The 18,869-nt window shown below is 72.6% G+C and carries 15 protein-coding genes; 7 read left to right on the top strand and 8 right to left on the bottom strand.

What is annotated here, in order from left to right:
• Positions 1–41: 41 nt before the first annotated feature.
• Genes ACZJYS_RS02780 through ACZJYS_RS02765 form a run of 4 tightly spaced genes read left to right on the top strand, consistent with a single transcriptional unit; the run spans position 42 to position 7,016 of the window.
• Positions 42–2,327, top strand: coding sequence for a hybrid sensor histidine kinase/response regulator (locus ACZJYS_RS02780; RefSeq protein ID WP_493175644.1), 2,286 nt, complete (start codon positions 42–44; stop codon positions 2,325–2,327).
• 2 nt (positions 2,328–2,329) lie between these two features.
• Positions 2,330–3,388, top strand: a complete 1,059-nt coding sequence (gene cheB, locus ACZJYS_RS02775) for a chemotaxis-specific protein-glutamate methyltransferase CheB (protein ID WP_245906364.1) — start codon at positions 2,330–2,332, stop codon at positions 3,386–3,388.
• The gene (locus ACZJYS_RS02770; RefSeq protein ID WP_109517238.1) at positions 3,388–5,124 is read left to right on the top strand and encodes a response regulator; all 1,737 of its coding nucleotides are present in this window, start codon (positions 3,388–3,390) and stop codon (positions 5,122–5,124) included. The genes cheB and ACZJYS_RS02770 overlap by 1 nt, the downstream gene beginning before the upstream one ends.
• A gap of 11 nt (positions 5,125–5,135) precedes the next feature.
• Positions 5,136–7,016: a response regulator gene (locus tag ACZJYS_RS02765; RefSeq protein WP_109517239.1), complete on the top strand. Its 1,881-nt coding sequence runs from the start codon at positions 5,136–5,138 to the stop codon at positions 7,014–7,016.
• 18 nt (positions 7,017–7,034) lie between these two features.
• Here ACZJYS_RS02765 and ACZJYS_RS02760 read toward each other — a convergent pair whose 3' ends face one another.
• The 7 genes from ACZJYS_RS02760 to ACZJYS_RS02730 all read right to left on the bottom strand — a co-directional run bounded on the left by ACZJYS_RS02760 (position 7,035) and on the right by ACZJYS_RS02730 (position 15,207).
• Positions 7,035–8,636, bottom strand: coding sequence for a GMC family oxidoreductase (locus ACZJYS_RS02760; protein ID WP_493175641.1), 1,602 nt, complete (start codon positions 8,634–8,636; stop codon positions 7,035–7,037).
• 11 nt (positions 8,637–8,647) lie between these two features.
• On the bottom strand, positions 8,648–9,436 hold the full coding sequence (gene fabG, locus ACZJYS_RS02755; RefSeq protein WP_493175639.1) for a 3-oxoacyl-ACP reductase FabG: 789 nt from the start codon (positions 9,434–9,436) through the stop codon (positions 8,648–8,650).
• 10 nt (positions 9,437–9,446) lie between these two features.
• Positions 9,447–10,151 carry an ABC transporter ATP-binding protein gene (locus ACZJYS_RS02750; protein WP_109517242.1) on the bottom strand — a complete coding sequence of 235 codons (705 nt, stop codon included), beginning with the start codon at positions 10,149–10,151 and terminating at the stop codon, positions 9,447–9,449.
• Positions 10,135–11,937 carry a branched-chain amino acid ABC transporter ATP-binding protein/permease gene (locus ACZJYS_RS02745; protein WP_493175636.1) on the bottom strand — a complete coding sequence of 601 codons (1,803 nt, stop codon included), beginning with the start codon at positions 11,935–11,937 and terminating at the stop codon, positions 10,135–10,137. Before ACZJYS_RS02745 ends, ACZJYS_RS02750 begins: the two co-directional genes overlap by 17 nt.
• A 10-nt stretch (positions 11,938–11,947) precedes the next feature.
• Positions 11,948–12,823 carry a branched-chain amino acid ABC transporter permease gene (locus tag ACZJYS_RS02740; protein ID WP_493175634.1) on the bottom strand — a complete coding sequence of 292 codons (876 nt, stop codon included), beginning with the start codon at positions 12,821–12,823 and terminating at the stop codon, positions 11,948–11,950.
• A gap of 85 nt (positions 12,824–12,908) precedes the next feature.
• Positions 12,909–14,102 carry an ABC transporter substrate-binding protein gene (locus ACZJYS_RS02735; protein WP_493175632.1) on the bottom strand — a complete coding sequence of 398 codons (1,194 nt, stop codon included), beginning with the start codon at positions 14,100–14,102 and terminating at the stop codon, positions 12,909–12,911.
• Between the two features lie 61 nt (positions 14,103–14,163).
• Positions 14,164–15,207, bottom strand: coding sequence for a zinc-dependent alcohol dehydrogenase (locus ACZJYS_RS02730; RefSeq protein ID WP_493175630.1), 1,044 nt, complete (start codon positions 15,205–15,207; stop codon positions 14,164–14,166).
• Positions 15,208–15,392: 185 nt separating this feature from the next.
• On the opposite strand from ACZJYS_RS02730, the gene ACZJYS_RS02725 reads away from it, so the two are divergent.
• Positions 15,393–16,106: a GntR family transcriptional regulator gene (locus tag ACZJYS_RS02725; protein WP_493175628.1), complete on the top strand. Its 714-nt coding sequence runs from the start codon at positions 15,393–15,395 to the stop codon at positions 16,104–16,106.
• A 36-nt stretch (positions 16,107–16,142) separates the two neighbouring features.
• Here ACZJYS_RS02725 and ACZJYS_RS02720 read toward each other — a convergent pair whose 3' ends face one another.
• Complete coding sequence (locus ACZJYS_RS02720) at positions 16,143–16,454, bottom strand: HU family DNA-binding protein (RefSeq protein WP_109517248.1); 312 nt, start codon at positions 16,452–16,454, stop codon at positions 16,143–16,145.
• A 146-nt stretch (positions 16,455–16,600) separates the two neighbouring features.
• Between ACZJYS_RS02720 and ACZJYS_RS02715 the strand changes: the two genes are divergently transcribed.
• Complete coding sequence (locus ACZJYS_RS02715; protein WP_493175626.1) at positions 16,601–18,277, top strand: dihydroxyacetone kinase family protein; 1,677 nt, start codon at positions 16,601–16,603, stop codon at positions 18,275–18,277.
• 186 nt (positions 18,278–18,463) lie between these two features.
• The coding region (locus ACZJYS_RS02710) for a PRC-barrel domain-containing protein (protein WP_493175624.1) at positions 18,464–18,869 on the top strand (406 nt) is incomplete at its 3' end.

Raw genomic sequence — 18,869 nt, 5'->3', positions numbered from 1 at the left:
GGCCATCGGCCGTCCGCGCCCCGCCTGCGGGGCGGTGCCGCATGAACGATCTGCGCCAGGAGCTGCTGGCCGCCTTCGCCATCGAGCATCAGGAGCACCTGCAGGCGATCCGCGCCGCCCTGGCCGAGGCCGAGGCCGGCCGGCCCTTCGATCTGCGCGACATCTTCCGCCGCGCCCACAGCCTCAAGGGCGCCGCCCGCGCGGTCGACCTGCCGGCGGTGGAGGAGCTGTCGCACCGGCTGGAAGCCGTGTTCATGCGGGTGGGGGAGGGGGCGCTGTCGCTGGGCCCGGCCAGCATCGGCACGGTGCAGCTTGGTCTGGACGCCATCGAGGGCTATGTGGCGGCGCTGGGGAGCGACCCGGACCCGGCCCTGCCCATCGCCGCGCTGGAGGCGCTCGACGGCCTGCTCGGCGGCTCGCGCCCGCTGGCACAAGCTGCCGGCGCTTCTCCCGCTGCGGCCCTTCCCGCCACGCCGCCGCCGGCCGTGGCGCCCGCTGCCACCGCACCGCAGGCGGCCGAGGCTGCTCCGCCCGCCCCTCCGGCGGCAGCCGAGCCGGTCGGCGGCGGGGTGGAATACCTTCGTGTCCGGGCGGAGCAGCTGGAGGAGCTTGCCGGCGCGGTGCATGCCCTGTCCGACACCCTGTCGCGGCAGGCGGAGGTCGATGCCGTCCTGCGCGCCCTGGAGGCCGACATGCGTGGCCTGCGCCGGGAATGGGACCGGCTGGGCCGTGGCATGGCCCAGACCCCCCGGGGGGAGGGCAGCGCGACGCGGCTGCAGGATTTCAGCCATGGCCTGTTGGCGATGTTCCGCCAGCTCGGCCATCTGGCGCGGCAGCAGCGCGCGGTCGCCTGGGCCACCGATGCCGCCGCGGCGCAGCTCCGCGCGCGCGTGGAGCGCATCGCCCTCGTGCCGGCCGAGGCGGTGCTCGGCTCGCTGGCCCGCATGACGCGCGACCTGGTGCGCGAAGCCGGCGGCAATGCCGCGGTGCGGATGGAAGGGCTGGAGCTGGAGGCCGACCGCCGCGTGCTGCAGACGCTGAAGGACCCGGTGACGCATCTGCTGCGCAACGCCGTGAGCCACGGGCTCGAGAGTGCTGCGGAGCGCGCCCGCCAGGGCAAGCCGCCGCAGGCCGAGATCGGGCTGCGGCTGGTGGCGCGGGGCGGGCTGCTGTCGCTGACCGTGTTCGACGACGGGCGCGGTCCTGACCTGGCGCGGATCGAGGCCGAGGCGGTGCGGCGCGGCCTGCTGCCGCCGCGCCCCGCCGATACCCCCCCGCCGCCCGGCGAGCACCTGCTCTCCTTGGTGTTCGAGCCCGGCTTCTCCACCACCGAGACGGCCGACCGCCTCTCCGGCCGCGGCATCGGCATGTCGGTGGTGGCCGAGGCGGCGCGGCGGCTGCGCGGCACCGCGGCGCTGCGCCAGCGCCGCCCCTGGGGGGCGGAGGTGGAGATCGTGGTGCCCTTCTCCGCCGCCCGGCAGCCGCTGCTGCTGGTGGAGGTGGGGGGCGAGGCCTATGGCCTGCCCACCCGCGGCGTGGAGCGGCTGCTGCGCCTGCCTGCCGCCGCCATCGAAAGTGTCGAGGCACAGCCGGTGACGCGCATCGAAATCGAGGGACGCGACGTTATTGCCCCCGTGATTGCTCTGCCGACCCTTCTCGGCCGGCCTGCCTCCGCGATTCCCGTGGAGGCCGGGCATGTCAGCCTTGTGCTCCTGCGCAGCGGCGAGCGCCGCTGCGCGCTGGCGGTCGACATGCTGAGCGATGTCCGCACCCTGACGGTGGAGGCGCTCGATGCCCCGGCGTCCGAGGTGGATCTGGTGGCCGGGGTGGCGATGCAGGAGGGGGAGCGCTTGGCCCTGGTGCTGAGCCCGGAAGGGCTGGTGAGCCGCTGGCTGCGCGACGAGGGCCGCTTGGCCTCGGCCGGGCTGGGCCTGGTGCCGGCGCCGCAGCTGCGGGCCGCGGCGACGATCCTGGTGGTGGACGATTCGATCACCACCCGGACGCTGGAGAAGAGCATCCTGGAAGCGCAGGGCTTCCGCGTGCTGCTCAGCGTCGACGGGCTGGATGCGCTGAACCTGCTGCGCAGCGGCGAGGTGGCCGTCGATCTGGTGGTGGCGGATGTGGAGATGCCCCGGCTGGACGGCTTCGGCCTGCTGCAGGCCATGAAGAACGATCCGCGCCTGGCGCCGGTGCCGGTGATCCTGATGACCTCCCGCGCCAGCGCGGAGGATGTGCGGCGCGGCCTCGACCTCGGCGCCGGCGCCTACATCACCAAGCAGAAGTTCGACCAGCGTGAATTGCTGGCGACGATCAGCCAGATGCTCTGACCATGTCCTCCCAGCCTGTGCGTGTCATGATCGTCGAGGATTCGCTGGTGGTGCGCCGGCTCCTCAACCACATCATCTCGCGCGACCCGCGCCTGACCGTTGTCGCCGCCGTCGCCTCGGCCGAGGAGGCTCTGCAGGAGCTGCCGCGCGTCCGGCCCGACGTGATCTCCATGGATATCCGCCTGCCCGGCATGGACGGGCTGGAGGCGACGCGGCGGATCATGGCGGAGCAGCCCACCCCCATCGTCGTCATCGCCGACAGCGTGGAGGACAGCTCGCTGCGCATCTCGATGAACGCGCTGCGTGCCGGCGCGCTCTCGGTGGTGGAGAAGCCGGTCGGCATGGAGACCGGCGGGCATGAGCGGGTGTCGGAGACGATCTGCACGCAGCTCTACATCATGAGCGAGGTGCCGGTGATCCGGCGGCGGATGATGGCGGGCTTCCGCGCCGCCCCGCCCGCCGCGCCGCGGCCGGAGCCGGCGGCGCGGCAGCCGGCGGCGCTGCTCGGTATCGCCGCCTCCACCGGCGGCCCGCCGGCCCTGGCCCAGGTGCTTGGTGCGCTGAGCGCCGATTTCCCGCTGCCCGTGCTGCTGGTGCAGCACATGGGGGCCGCCTTCATGGAGGGCTTCGCCAAGTGGCTGGGCGGGGTGGTGCCGCTGCCGGTGGCCCTGGCGCGGGATGGCGAGACGCCGCGCCCGGGCCATGTCTACGTCGCGCCCGGCGACTGCCACCTGATGCTGGCGCCGCAGGGCTACCTGCGCGTGACGAAGGACCGGCCGGTGGCCAGCCAGCGCCCGGCGGCGACGCTGCTGTTCCGTTCCATGGCCGAGACGCTGGGGCCGCGCGGCCTCGGCGTGCTGCTCACCGGCATGGGAGAGGATGGCGCGGTGGGGCTGGTGCAGATGCGCCAGGAGGGCGCCTTCACCATCACCGAGCATGAGAGCACGGCCGTGGTCTATGGCATGCCGGCGGCGGCGGTGCGGATGGGCGGCTCCAGCATCAGCCTGCCGCTGCCGCTGATCGGCCCCCGCCTGCAGCAGCTCGCCCGGGCATCGCTCTGATGCCCGCCCAGCCCGTTCCTCCCGGCACGCCCATCCTGCTGGTCGAGGATTCCGAGACCCAGGCGCTGCAGATGCGCCGGCTGCTGGAAAGCCAGGGCTTCGCCGTGTGCCGCACCGCCACGGCGGAGCTGGCGCTGGAGGCGCTGAACGAGGCGCTGCCCGCCCTGGTGATCGCCGACTACCACCTGCCCGGCATGAATGGCGACGAGCTGGCCCGGCAGATCCGGCTGAACAGCCGCACCCGTGCCATTCCTGTGCTGATGCTGACCGAGGCGCGCGAGGGCGACCTGGAGCGCCAGGGCCTGGAAAGCGGCGCCGATGCCTATGTGCCGAAATCGGCCGACCAGGACCTGTTGCTGCTGCGCATCAAGGCGCTGCTGCGCCGCCGCGCCGTCGCCGGGCCGGCGGGGAGCGGGCAGGGCGTGGCGGCGTTCCGCCGGGCGCGGATGCTGCTGGTGGACGACAGCGTCACCTACCGCACCTACCTTGCCGGGTTGCTGAGCCGCGACGGCTACATGGTGGAGGCCGTGGCCAATGCCGAGGCGGCGCTGGAGGCGGCGGCCGCGGCACCGCAGAGCTGGGATTGCGTGGTGCTGAACGCCTTCAGCAACAGCTTCGACGGCGTCACCCTCTGCGCCCGGCTGAACGCGCTGCGCGCCGCCGCCTCTGGCAATGCGGGGGACGGGGCGGGCTTCCAGATCGTCGCGCTCGGCAGCGACAACCCGGCCGAGCGCGAGACCCTGGCGCATGTCTTCGAGGCGGGGGCGGACGACCTGATCCCGGCCATGGCCGAGGCCAAGGTGATGAGCGTGCGCATCCGCGCCGCGCTGCGCCGGAAGCTGCTGCAGGACGAGGACCGGCGCAGCGCCGCCGAGCTGCGCGACCGCGAGCTGGCCATGGAGCGCGCCCAGGCCGAGGCCGCCGCCGCCCAGGCCAAGGCCGCCCTGGCCGAGGCGCTGGCCCGCGCCAATGGCGAGCTGGAGGATGCCAACCGCCAGCTGCGTGAGACCCAGACCAAGCTGGTGCAGGCCGCCAAGATGGCCTCGCTGGGCGAGCTGGTGGCCGGCATCGCGCACGAGATCAACAACCCGCTGGCCTTCATCATCGCGCACCAGGGGACGGTGGACCGGCTGCTGGGGCAGATCCAGGCCGGGCTGGGCGAGGATTCGGCGGCGCATCCGCTGGTCGCCCGCTGCCGCGACCGCTCCCGCTCCATGGCGCTGGGGCTGGGGCGGATCCAGGACCTGGTGCTGAAGCTGCGCAAGTTCTCCCGCCAGGACGACGCCTTCCAGCGCGTCAACGTGCCGGATGCGCTGGACACGGTGCTGGCGCTGCTGGCGCACAAGCTCGGCGACCGCATCGCCGTGGAGCGCCATTACGGGGCGGTGCCGGAGCTGCGCTGCTCGCCCGCCCTGCTGAACCAGGTGGTGATGAACATCGTCAGCAACGCCGCCGATGCCATCCCCGAGCGTGGCCATATTCGCATCGCCACCTCGAACGACGAGAAGATGTATCGTATAGCCGTGACCGACAGCGGCCCGGGTGTGCCGGACGCGCTGCGCGAGCGAATCTTCGAGCCCTTCTTCACCACCAAGCCGGTGGGGTCCGGCACGGGGCTGGGGCTGGCCATCGCCTACAACGTCATCCAGGCGCATGATGGCAGCATCTCGGTCGAGAACGAACCGTCGGGCGGCGCGACCTTCACGGTCAGCGTGCCGATGAAAGCAGGGCGCTGAGCGTGCAAGCGATGCATCTGGACACCCCCGCCACCCTGCTGCTTGTCGATGACGAGCCGGAGATCCTCGTCGCCCTGGCCGACCTGTTCGAGGACGAGTTCCGCGTGCTGACCGCCCCCTCCGGCCCGCACGGGCTGGAGATCCTGGCGGCGGAGCCGGATGTGCATGTCATCATCTCCGACCAGCGCATGCCGGAGATGACGGGCGACGCCTTTCTCGGGCGCGCGCGGCAGGTCAGCCAGGCCGAGGCGCTGCTGCTGACCGGCTATGCCGACCTCGAGGCGGTGATCAATGCGCTGAACCATGGCCGCATCGCCGGATACGCGCCGAAGCCGTGGGAGCCGGCGGCGCTGCTGAGCATGGTGCGCAACGCCGCCGAGCGCTTCCGCCTCGGCCGCAGCCTGGAGACGGAGCAGGCGCTGCTGCAGGGCCTGCTGGAATCCTCCGCCGACCCTCTCAGCTTCAAGGATGCGCAGGGCCGTTTCGTGCGCCTGAACGCGGCCAAGGCGGCCGCGCTCGCCCGGCCGCTGGAGGCATGCCTGCACCACGAGGAAGCGGCGATGCTGGACCGCCCCGCCGCCGCCGCAGCGCTGCGCCGGGCGGATGCGGAGGCGATGGCCCGGCGCCGCCCCGTGGAGGTGGTGGAGCAGCGGCAGGAAGCCGGCGCGCCGCCGCGCTGGGTGCGGATCAGCCGCATCCCGATCCTCGGCCGCGACGGGCAGCCGACGCACCTGGCCACGGTCGAGCACGACATGACCGAGCAGCGGGCCCTGGAGGAGCGGCTGCACCAGGCCGAGAAGATGCAGGCGCTCGGCACCATGGCCGGGGGCATCGCGCACGACTTCAACAACCTGCTGACCGCGATCCTGGGCAGCCTGGAGCTGCTGCTGCACAGCGGCATGGCGCAGCCGCGGCAGGAGAGGCTGGTGAAGAACGCCATCCTGGCGGCCGAGCGCGGCTCCACCCTGACGCAGCGCCTGCTGAGCTTCAGCCGCAAGCGCGACCTGCAGCTGCGCGCCTCGGACGTGAACCGGCTGGTGACCGATGTGGAGGACCTGCTGCTGCGCAGCCTGGGCGATGCCATCACCCTGCACCGGCAGCTCGCCGATGCGCTGTGGCCCGCCATGGTGGACCCCGAGCAGTTCGGCCTGGCTCTGCTGAATCTCTGCATCAACAGCCGCGACGCCATGCCGGAGGGCGGCAGCATCACGCTCCGCACCCGCAACGTATCGGTGGGGGAGGAGGAGGTCGGCGACCTCGCCGGCGGCGACTATGTCGCCATCGCCGTCTCCGACACCGGCAGCGGCATGCCGCCCGAGGTGATGGCGCAGGCCTTCGAGCCGTTCTTCACCACCAAGGAAGTGGGGAAGGGGACGGGGCTTGGCCTCTCGATGGTCTATGGGCTGACGCGCCAGTCCGGCGGCACCACCGTCATCACCAGCGTGCCGGGCGAGGGCACCACGGTGGAGCTGTTCCTGCCGCGGGCGCTGCGGCCGGCCGAGGCGCAGGCCAGCCAGGATGGCGTGCCGCAACCCGCCGCGCACCCCGTGACGGTGCTGGTGGTGGATGACGACCCGGCGGTGCGCCGCGTCACCGCCACCTTCCTCGCCGATCTCGGCCACCGGGTGGTGGAGGTGCCGGATGGCGAGGCCGCCCTGCGCAGCCTGCGCGACAACCCCGGCATCGGGCTGATGGTCTCCGACCTGGTGATGCCGCGCATGAGCGGGGTGGAGCTGACCCGGAATGCCCGCAGCCTGCGCCCCGCCCTGCCGATCCTGCTGCTGACCGGCTATGCCGACCCCGCCCGCGTGCCCGAGGGCTACCCCGTGCTGCGCAAGCCCTTCCGCCGTGCCGACCTGGCGCATTGCGTGGCAGAGCTGCTGCAGGGCTGAGCCGGCGGGGGAGCACCCCTACCTGCCGGCCCGGATCAGCGCCGCCGCCCGCTCCGCCACCATGATGACGGCGGGCTGGATGTTGGTGGAGGGCACCAGCGGCATCACCGAGGCATCGGCCACCCTCAGCCCCTCGACGCCGCGCAACCGGAGCTGCGGGTCGAGCACGGCGGCGTCGTCGCTTCCCATCCGGCAGGTGCCGCAGGGGTGGTAGACGGTGGTGCCGGCGGCGCGGATATGCGCCAGCAGCGTCTCCTCGTCATCCTGGCCCCGGGGCGGCGCGATCTCCTCCTCCACCAGCCCGGCGAAGGGCGCGGTGCGGCCGATGCGGCGGCCAAGCCTTGCCGCCTCCAGCATCACCCGCTGGTCGCCCGGCGCGGTGAGATAGTTGGCGAGGATGAGCGGCTTGTCCTCCGGCGCCGGGCTGCGCAGCCGGATCTCGCCGCGGCTGTCGGGGCGGCACTGGCCGAAATTGATCATCATCCCCGGCGTCTTCGGCAGCACGTAGCCCGTGCCGGCGAGGCTGAAGTTGATGAACTGGTACTGCACCTCCGCCTCCTCGGCGCCCGGTGTCACGCGGGCGAAGGCGGTGGCCTCCGTGGCGCCCACCGCCAGCGGGCCGCTGCGCCGCAGCGCGTAACCCAGCGCCGTCCAGCCCAGGCGCAGCGGGTTGGCCATGATCTCGTTCACCGTGCCGGCCGGGCGGGTGCGGAAGGCGAGGCGGGCGATCAGGTGGTCCTGGAGGTTCTTGCCCACGCCCGCGCTGTGCACCCGCGTCTCGATGCCGAAGGCGCCGAGCGCCGCGCCATCGCCGATGCCGGAGAGCATCAGCAGCTTCGGCGTGGCGATGGCGCCGGCGGAGAGCACCACCTCGCGCGCCGCGTGGAATTCCACCTCGCCGGCCTCTCCTTCGCGCCGCGCGGCGACGCCGATGGCGCGGCCCTCGCGCAGCAGCACGCGCCGCACCTCGATGCCGGTGAGCACGCGCAGGTTGGGCCGGCCGCGTGCCGGTTGCAGGAAGGCGCGCGCGGTGCTCATCCGCCGGCCGCCGCGCACGTTCATCTGGATCGGCATGACGCCGTCGAGCGGGCCGTCATTCATGTCGGCGTTGCGCGGCAGGCCGAGCGCGGCGCAGGCCTCGATGAAGGCGGCCGCGCCCTGGGAGAGCCGCCGCACCTGGCTGACCGGCAGTGGCCCGCCCTGGCCGCGCGTCTCGCCGGGCGGCCCCTGCCAGTTCTCCATGCGGCGGAAATAGGGGAGCACGTCCTCATAGGACCAGCCACGGGCCCCCGCCTGCGCCCAGCGGTCGAAATCGTGCGGCGAGCCGCGCAGGAAGACCAGCCCGTTGACCGAGCCGGAGCCGCCCAGCACGCGGCCGCGCGGCCAGTTGATGCTGCGGCCGTTCAGCTCCGCCTCCGGCTCGGTCGCGAACTTGCAGTCGTAGCGGCCGCTGGCGAAGAGGCGGGCATAGCCGGCCGGCACATGGATCCAGATGTCCCGGTCCTCCGGCCCCGCCTCCAGCAGCAGCACGCGGACCGAGGGGTCCTCCGAAAGCCGTGCCGCCAGCACGCATCCGGCGGAACCGCCGCCGACGATGATGTAGTCCGCAACCTCGTCCACGCGCCCATCCCTCAGGTCATCATCATGCCGCCGGCCACGTCCACGACCTGGCCGGTGACGAAGGAAGCCTCCTCCGAGGCAAGGTAGAGCGCAAGGTCCGCCACCTCCTCCGGCCGGCCGAGGCGGCGCAGCGGCGTGGCCGCCACCTGGCCGGCATTCACCGCCTCATCCACCGTGCGGATCAGCGGCGTGTCGATCCGCCCGGGCGCGATGGCGTTGACGCGGATGCCATCCGGCCCCAGCTCGCCCGCGAGGTGCTTGGTCAGGCCGATCAGCGCCGCCTTGGTCGCGGCGTAGTGCGCGCCCACCACCACGGAATAGGTGCGCCCGGCGACGGAGGACATGTTGACGATGCTGCCGCGCCGCGCCGCGCGCATCGCCGGGGTGAGCAGGCGGATGGCGTTGAAGCAGCCATTGAGGTTGACGCCGACGACGCGCTGCCATTCCTCCGGCGCCATCTCCCACACCGCATGGGCGCGGCCCTCGTGCTTGGGCGAGATGCCGGCATTGTTCACCAGCGTGTCGAAATGGCCGCCGAGTGATTCCTCCAGCGCGGCGACGGCGGCGCCGAGCGCGGCATAGTCGGAAACATCCGCGCAGGCGGGGGCGGCGATGCCGCCGGCGGCGCGGATGCGCTGCGCCATCGCCCCGGCGCGCGCCGCATCGGCATCGAGCACGCCGACCCGGGCGCCGCGCCGCGCGAAGGCCTCGGCGATGGCGCCGCCGATGCCCTGGCCGGCGCCCGTGACCAGCACGCGGCAGCCCGCATGGCTCGGTCGGCACGCAAGATCCTGGTCCATGCCCTGCTCCTCAGATGCCGAGATAGGCGCGGCGCACATGGTCGTCGCGCAGCAGGGCGGCCCCGGTGTCGGTCATGACGATCTCGCCATTCTCCAGCACATAGCCGCGGTCGGCGAGGCTGAGGGTGCGGAACACGTTCTGCTCCACCAGCAGCACGGTGACGCCGGTGGCCACGATGCGCTCCACCACGTCGAACACCTGCTTCACGATGATGGGCGCAAGCCCGAGCGAGGGCTCGTCGAACATCAGCAGCTTCGGCCGCGCCATCAGCCCGCGCGCGATCGCCACCATCTGCTGCTCGCCGCCCGAGAGGGAGCCCGCATGCTGCTCCAGCTTCTCCCGCACACGGGGGAAGAGATCCATCACCTCGTCCATCGTCTGCGCCATGCGGCCGCGCGCATGCGGCGTGTAGGCGCCCATCCGCAGATTGTCGCGCACCGTCATGAAGGGGAAGAGCTGCCGCCCCTCGGGGATCAGCGTGATGCCGCGCGCCACCACCTCGTGCGGCGTGAGGCGGCCGATCTCCTCCCCCTCGAAGGTGATGCGGCCCGCGGTGGGGCGCACCAGCCCGGCGATGGTGCGCAGCGTGGTCGTCTTGCCCGCGCCGTTGGCGCCGACGATGGTGACGACCTCGCCTGCGCCCACCGTGACGTCGATGCCGTGCAGGATGGTGGTGCGGCCATAGCCGGCCCGCACCTCATGCAGAGTGAGCATGGACGAAATCCTCCCCCAGATAGGCCTCGACGACGACCGGGTCTCGCACCACCTCCTGCGGCCGCCCCTCGGCGATGACGCGGCCCGAGTTCAGCACCACCACGCGGTCCGACAGCGCCATGATCGCCTGCATCACATGCTCGATGGCGATGATGCTGACGCCGCTGTCGCGGATCGATTCGACGAGGCGGATGGCGCGCTGCACATCGGTCTGGTTGAGGCCGGCCATCACCTCGTCGAGCAGCAGGATGCGCGGCTCCATCGCCATGACGCGGGCGATCTCCAGCCGCTTCAGCCCGCCGATGGTGAGGGAGCGCGCCTCCACGTCGCGCTGCGCCCAGAGGCCCATGCGGTGCGCCGTCTCCAGCGCCTTCTCGCGCGCCGCGGCGCGGCCGGGATGATGGTGGAAGGCGCCGATCATGATGTTCTCCAGCACCGTCATCGCCGCGAAAGGCTGCACGATCTGGAAGGTGCGGCCGACGCCGGCGCGGGCGAAGGCATGCGGCGTGGCCGGGCGGATGAAGCCCTCGCCCTCGACGCGGATGCGCACGATGCCGCTCTCGGGCGCCAGGAAGCCCGAGAGCTGGTTGAACAGCGTGGTCTTGCCGGCGCCGTTGGGGCCGATGATGCCGAGCACCTCGCCCTGCCGCAGGGAGAGGCTGACATCCTGCGTCACCGCCAGCCCGCCGAAATGCTTGTGCAGGTGCTCGGCCACCAGGATGGGCTCGCCGATCTCGCGGCGGATGTCCTCCCGCGCGGTGGCCGGCACCGTGGCGGGCGCGGCGGGTTCCGCCGCGTCGGCGCTGCCCTTGGGCGCGCGCCGGAACAGGCCCACCAGCCCGTCCGGCACAAACAGCACGATCAGCACCAGCACCGTGCCGTAGACGAAGCCGTGCAGCCCGAGCGCGGAGGCGCCGAGCCAGCCGCGCGCCAGCTCCGTCAGCGGCACCACCAGCAGGGTGCCGAGCAGCGGGCCCATGACGGTGCCGATGCCGCCGATCAGCGCGAACATCGCGATCTGCACGGAGAAGGCCAGCGAGAACATCGCCTCCGGCTCGATGAAGGTGAGGTACATGCCGTGGAAGGTGCCGACCATCGAGGTCAGCGCCGCCGAGAGCGCCACGGCGTAGAGCCGCACCCGCAGCGTATCGACCCCCGCCGCCGCCGCCGCCGGCTCCCGCTCGCGCGTGGCGACCAGGTAGTAGCCGAAGCGCGCGTGGCGGAGCCATGCGGTGACGCCCAGCGTCAGCAGCAGCAGGCCGAAGGCGATCAGCAGCGAGGGCCAGCGCTCGAAGAAGATCATCCATTCCCAGCCGGTCTGCAGCGGCACCATCAGCCCCACCGCGCCGCCGGTAAGGCCGGTGAAGTGCAGCGCCAGCAGCCGGATGACCTGCAGGAAGGCGATGGTGGCCAGCGCGAAGAACGGCCCGCGCAGCCGGAAGCAGGGCAGGCCGATGGCGACCCCCACCATGGCCGAGATGGCGGCACCCCCCAGCATGCCGAGCCAGGGCGAGACGCCGAGCGGCACCAGCAGCCCCGCCGTGTAGGCGCCGATGCCGTAGAAGATGGCGTGGCCCAGCGAGAGTTGCCCCGCGAAGCCGCCAACGATGTTCCAGGCCGTGGCGAGCGCGCCGTAGAGGCAGATGGTGATGAAGACGTGCGAGACGAAATCGTCGCCGATCAGCACAGGCACGACGAAGAGCAGCGGCAGCAGCGCCAGGGCCGCCAGCATGCCCCGGTCTGGCCAGCGGGGCGCGCGGGCGGCGGGGAGGGTGAGGTCGCTCATGCGGGTTTCCTCATTCCGAGCCGCGGCCCAGGCCGAACAGGCCGGTCGGACGGAACAGCAGGATCAGGATGAACAGTCCGAAGATCACCACCTCCTTCAGGTCGGGGGCGATGTAGAAGGCGCTGAGGCTGTCCACGAGGCCGATCAGCAGCGCGCCGATGAAGGCGCCGTGCAGGCTGCCCATGCCGCCCAGCACCACCACGACGAAGGCGGTGAGCACGAAATAGGTGCCGACGGTGGGGGAGGCGGGATAGATCGGCGCCACCAGTGCCGCCGCCAGCCCGACGCAGGCGGCGCCGATGCCGAAGGTGATGATGTAGATGCGCTTGACGTCCACGCCCATCAGCTGCGCGGCGGCGCGGTGCTGCGCCGTGGCGCGGATGGCGCGGCCGAGATAGGTGCGCTCCATGAACAGGTGCAGCGCCCCGACCACGACGATGCCGCAGACGAACATCACCAGCTGGCCGATCAGGATGCGGAAAGGACCGAAGGTGATGGACTCCCGGACGCCGCTCGCGGGCGTGGCGTAGAGGTCGGCGCCGAAGACCAGCAGCGCCAGGTTGATCAGCGCGGTGGAGAGGCCGACGGTCGCGAAGATCTGCACATGCGCGTCGCGCGCATCCAGCAGCGGCTGCAGGATGAAGCGCTGGATCAGCACGCCGATGACGAACAGCACCAGCACCAGCGGCGGCGCCAGCACGTAGGGGTGCAGGCCAAGCTGGGAGGTGCCCAGCCAGGTCAGGTACATGCCGACCATCAGCAGCTCACCATGCGCGAAGTTGACCAGGCGGATGATGCCGAAGATCAGCGTGAGGCCGACGCTGATGATGGCGAACAGCCCGCCCAGCATCAGCCCGTTGAGGACGAGCTGCACGAAGGTTTCCATGGACGCTCCTCTTGCCGTGCCCTCGGGCCGTGCGTTTCGCGGGCGCCGCCGGGCGCCCGCGGTTCCGGCGTCAGCCGCTTTGGCGTCAGCGGCGCAGGCGCAGCTCGGACACCGCCGCCTCGGGCGGATAGACGGTGACGAGGCGGCCATCCTGCCATTGCAGCCCCATCATCTTGGCGCGCTCGTTCTGCCCGTCGGGGCCGAACTTCACGCCCCAGCCTTCCGGCGTGGTGCCGTCCGGCACGTCCACCGCCGCGACCGCGGCGCGGATGTCGTCCGCCGCGAGGGACTTCGCCGCGGCGATGGCGTCGAGGAAGACCTTGGCGCCCACATAGTTGCCGAGGCTGTGGCCCGAGCGCGGCTCCATGCCGTACTTGGCGCGGTAGGCGGCGACGAAATCCTCGATGCCGGGTGCCGCCTTCGGGTTGATGGCGTACTGGGTGAAGTCGACGTTCAGCACGCCGTCCATCACCTCCGGCCCCACCGCCTGCATCGTCTCGCGCAGCGAATAGCCGCCGCCGCCGCCGATGATGGCGCGCGGCCTGAAATTGGCCTCGCGCGCCTGGCGGAAGAACAGCACCGTGTCGTTCTGGTAGGAGGTCTGCAGCACCACATCGGCCTTCGCCGCCTGCAACCGCAGGATCAGCGAGGACATGTCGACGATGTTGGCGGGATAGGGCAGGGTCTCGACGATGGTGAGGCCGCGCTCCTTCGCGTAGCTCGCCTGGAAGCGGCCCACCGTGGTGCCGTAGAGGCTGTCCTCGTGGATGATGGCGATGCGCAGCTCCTTGGGCTGCACCGAGAAGGCGGGGGCCACGGAGTTCACCACCATCTCGATCGAGCGCTCCGCCATGTTCCGCGCGGTGGGGTTGGTGCGGAACAGGTAGCGGAACTTGCGCTCGGTGATGGAATCGGAGACCGCGCCCATCTCGAAATAGGGGATGCGCGCCAGCTCGGCCACCTGGCTCGCCACCTGGCTGCGGGCGGAGGAGTAGGTGCCGAAGATGGCCTTCACCTGGGCCACCGAGATCAGCCGGCGGGCCTCGGCCACGGCCTGGTTGTTGTCCACCGCGTCGCCGCGCACCAGGGTGATCTTCTCGCCCTTGATGCCGCCGGCGGCGTTGCGCTCCTCCACCGCCAGCTCCAGCCCGCGCCAGCTCTCGTCGCCGAGCACGGCCAGTTCGCCGCTGAAGGGGTAGAGCGCGCCGAGGCGGATCTCCGCCTGCGCCGCGCCGGCCCCGAGGCCGATGCCGAGCCCGGCCAGAAGGCCGAGCGCCACTCTGCGTGTCGTCCTGAACATTCTTGTTTCCCTCCCCAGTCGTCGCGCCCGCCGGCGCGGCTCAGCCGTCGCCGGGCCGCAGCAGGATCTTCACGGCGTCCTTGCGTCGGGCCATCTCGAAGCCGCGCGGCCCTTCGCGCAGCGACAGCCGGTGCGTGATCATCAGGGCGAGTTGCGCCCGGTGCGCCGGGTCCGCCAGCAGCGCCAGCACGCGCCGCCAGGCGGCCCAGCTTGTGTCATGCGCGGCGCGGAGCTGGTGCTTGTTGCGCACCATCACCGTCACCGGCAGTTCCAGGGAGCGCGAATGGATGCCGGTGATCACCAGCACGCCGCTCGAGCGCAGCACCGACAGCCCCTCGGTGATCGAGGCGGTGACGCCGGTGGCCTCGATCACGCGGTCCACCTTCTCGCCGAAGCAGGACTGCACCGCCTCGGCCATGGTCGTGCCTGCCAGGTCGGCCGTGTGGCCGATGCCCATGCGGCGCGCGCAGTCGAGCCGCAGCGTGTCGTCGAAGCCGGCGAGCAGCACCCGCGCGCCGCGCTGCTGCGCCATCCAGGCGATGCCGAGGCCGATCGGCCCCGGGCCCAGCACCAGCACGGCGTCGCCGGGGCTGATCTCCGCCACCTCCACCGCGTTGTCGGCGATGCTGAGGGGCTCGCACAGCGCGCCCATCTCGGCCTCGACCCCGTCGGGCAGGCGGAAGCAGTGGGAGGCGGGGGCCACCACATGCGCCGCGAAGCCGCCATCGCAGTGCAGGCCGAGGATGCGGCGCGCCTGGCAGTCCTGGTTGCGCCCCTCGCGGCAGGCGCGGCACTGGCCGCAGCCGATGGTGGGCCAGGCGGTTACCGCGTCGCCAGGGGCGAAGCCTTCCACACCCGCTCCCACCGCCGTCACATGGCCGGCGAATTCATGCCCCAGCGTGAAGGGCATGTGGGGCGCCATGAACTCGTAGCCCGGCGTCCATTCATAGGCATGGATGTCGCTGCCGCAGATGCCGGCGGCGGCGACGCGGATGCCGATTTCGCCCGGCCCCGGCGCGGCGGGGGGTGGCACCTCCTGCGCTTCCAGCCCGGGTGCGGCACGGGTCTTGCGGAGCGCGAGCATGGCGTCAGGGGCGCAAGGAGGTGGCGCGGGAGCCGTGGCGGCGGCCGGCGGAGGCCGGGCGCAAGGTGACGGCCCGATCCACGCCCGGCCGGGCGTGCGCGGCGGTGTCCATGGACTTCTTCCTTCCCTGGTCACGACGCTTGTTATGCGTCATTTGATATAACACTGAGGACGTTACGCGGGGCATGTCAATCGTGAACACGTTGCCGAGCCGGCCTGCCGCCATCGACCCTGCCGCCGACGGCCCTTTCCGCCGCATCCCGCGCGACAGCCTGAGCGAGCGCGCCTACCAGGAGGTGCGCGCGGCCCTGATGCTCAGCCGCCTGCGGCCGGGGGAGAAGCTGCTGCTGCGGCCGCTGGCGGCACGGCTCGGCATCAGCGCCACGCCGGTGCGGGAGGCGCTGCTGCGGTTGGTCTCCGAGCAGGCGCTGCAGATGGACGAGCGCGGCACGGTGGTGGTGCCGAGCATCGGCCGCGAGCGTTTCCTGGAGATCCGCGCGCTGCGCTGCGATCTCGAGGGCCAGGCCGGCGCCGCGGCCGCCGCGCGCGCCACCCCGGAGGCGATCGGGGCGCTGGCGGCGATCCATGCCAGGCTGCTGGAGGCCGAGGCGCGTGGCGACTTCCCCACGGCGCTGCACTGCAATGAGCAGTTCCATTTCGGCCTGTGCCGGCTCGCCGGCATGCCGGTGCTGCTGGGTCTCGTCGAGATCCTGTGGATGCAGTGTGGCCCGCTGCTCAGCCATCTCTATGCGGGCGGCCCGCAGAACCGGCCGCGGCACGGGCATCTGGAGGCGCTGGAAGGGCTGCGGCGGCAGGATGCGGCGATGGTGCGCGCCGCGGTGGTGCAGGATATCGAGGAAGGCGGCCGGCCGCTGCTCGACTTCCTGGGCCGGGAATAAGCCCCGCCCGCCGCGCCGGGCGGGCGGGGCCTCGGATCAGGCCTTGGCGGCCTTGCGCTTGCTCTTCTTCATCGCCGCGAAGGCGGCATCGCGCAGCGCGGGAGAAGGCTTGAAGCGCACCGTGGCGCCAGCCTTCACCGCGACCTTCTCGCCGGTGCGGGGATTCATCGCGGTGCGCTTCGGCGTCTCACGCACGATAAAGGCGCCAAAGTCAGGAATCGTGAAGCGGCCATTCTTCACGATCTCGCCCTTGATCGCCTCGATGATGTCGCCGGCCAGGGCGTTCGCGCCCACGCCGGTGATCTCGATCGAATTCTGGATGGCATCGGCCAGAAACTTCTTCGACATTCGCTGCCCTTTCGCGGAAGGCCCCACCCAAAGCACAGGCCGCGCCCGGCGTGAAGTCCTCAATGTGCCTGTCATTGAAAGAAACCGTCTTGATGGCGGTGTCCGCGCCGCCCAACCTCCCGCACGATTGGAAGGAGGGCCGCGAGATGAAGAAACTGATCAACGACCCGCGCCGCGTGGTGCGGGAAATGCTGGAGGGGCTGGTCGCGCTCTGCCCGGATCAGGCGCTGCTGGCCGAGGCCGACGTGGTGGTGCGCGCGGCGCGCGCCGCGCCGGAGGCACGGCCCGTCGCGGTGCTCTCGGGGGGCGGCGCTGGGCATGAGCCGGCCCATGCCGGCTATGTCGGCGCCGGCCTGCTGGATGCGGCGGTCGCCGGCGATGTCTTCACCTCGCCCAGCACCGATGCGGTGCTGGCCGCCATCCGCGCCGTCGCCGGGCCGGCGGGCGCGCTGCTGGTGGTGAAGAACTACACGGGCGACCGGCTGAATTTCGGCCTCGCCGCCGAGCTGGCGCGCGCCGAGGGCATTCCCGCCGAGATCGTCGTGGTGGCCGACGACGTGGCGCTGCGCGACACGGTGCCGCCGGAGCGGCGGCGCGGCATCGCCGGCACGGTGCTGGTGCACAAGATCGCCGGCGCCGCCGCCGCACGCGGCCTGGGGCTGGAGGAGGTGGCGGCGCAGGCGCGCGCGGCCTCGGCGGCGCTGGGCTCGATGGGCGTCGCGCTCGGCGCCTGCACCGTGCCCGCCGCCGGCCGCCCCGGCTTCGCGCTGGAGGAGGATGCGGTGGAGCTGGGCCTCGGCATCCATGGCGAGCAGGGCGTCAGCCGCGAGGCCCTGCAGCCGGCCGACGCGCTGGTGGAGACGCTGCTCGGGCGCATCCTGGCCGATCTCGGCACGGAGCCGGGGGCGCGGGTCGTGCTGCTGGTCAACGGGCTGGGCGGCACGCCGCCGATGGAGCTGGCCATCGTCGCCCGCGCCGCGCTGGCCGGGCTGCGCGCGCGCGGCCTGGTGGTGGAGCGCGCCTGGTGCGGCAACTACCTCACCGCCATCGAGATGCCGGGCTGCTCGCTCTCCGTGATGCGGGTGGACGATGCGCGGCTGGCGCTGCTCGACGCCCCCGCCGCCGCGCCGGCCTGGACGGGCGATGGCCGCGTCGCGCCGCCCAACATCCTGCCCGCCCCGCCGGCGACGCCAGCCGCGCCGCCGCCCGAACCTGGCCCGCTGGCCCCTGCGATCGGTGCCGCCCTCCTCCGCGTCGCGGCGGCGCTGGAGGCCGCGGAGCCGGAGCTGACCGCGCTGGACAGCGCCGCCGGCGATGGCGACCTCGGCATCAGCATGGCGCGCGGCGCGGCGGCGCTCCGCGCCCTGCCGGAAGGCGCCCACGCCAACCCCGCCGAAATGCTGGCGGAGGCCGGGCAGGCGCTGCGCCGCGCCATCGCCGGCAGCTCCGGGCCGTTCTACGCGGTCGCGCTGCTGCGGGCGGCGCGTGCCCTGGAAGGACAGGCCAGCCCCGACGCCGCCGCCTGGGCCGGCGCCTTCCGCGCGGCGGCCGATGCCATCGGCGCGCTGGGCGGCGCCAGGGCCGGCGACCGCACCATGCTGGACGCGCTGCTGCCGGCGGCCGAGGCCTTCGAGCAATCCGCCGGCCAGGGCCTCGGCCCCGCCTGGGGGGCGGCGCTGGCGGCGGCCGAGGCCGGGCTGCGCGCCACGCAGGAGATGACGCCGCGTCTCGGCCGCGCTTCCTACCTGGGCGCGCGCGCGCTGGGCACGCCCGATGCCGGCGCCGCGGCGGTGCTGGTGTGGATGCGCGCCCTGGCGCGCTGAGCCCGGGCCGTCCGGGGAGGGAGTCCGGGGAGCGAGGCACGAGGGCCTGGCCCCGTGTCGCGCGGGGCGCGCTAAGCTGGGCCGTTGGGTCAACCGACGCGCCCGGGCGCCGTTATGGCTTGCGGGGGCGCTGGGTCGCCCCCCTGGTCCTTCGGGGCCGGGACCTTGCTTCCGGAGCGCTGTATCGTGTCCATTCAGTCTTGCCCGGCCGGTCGCCCCGCCTGGCCATCGGCCCTGGTATTGTCCCTCGCCCTGTCGCTGCCGGCCGTGCCCGTCCTGGCGCAGGAAGCGGAAACCGGCACCACGCCCCTGGCGGAGCGCGAAACCCTCGCCAAGGGCACCACCTTCCGCGTCCTCGGCCAGGATGTGAAGGGCGTGACCGGCATCGTGGTCGGCCAGGTGGTGAACGTCCTGGTGGACGAGGCCGGCCAGCCCCGCGCGGCCGTGCTGGATTATGGCGGCTTCCTCGGCGTGGGGCGGCGGCGCATCGCCGTGTCCTGGTCGGTGCTGCGCTTCACGCCGGAGGGCATCCAGCTGTCGCTGAGCCGTGACCAGCTGAAGAATTTCCCTGAGTACAAGGAGGGCGAGGCTG

It is taken from the genome of Roseomonas sp. TS2, from assembly GCF_058833935.1.
This window is presented reverse-complemented; position numbering and strand designations above follow the sequence as displayed.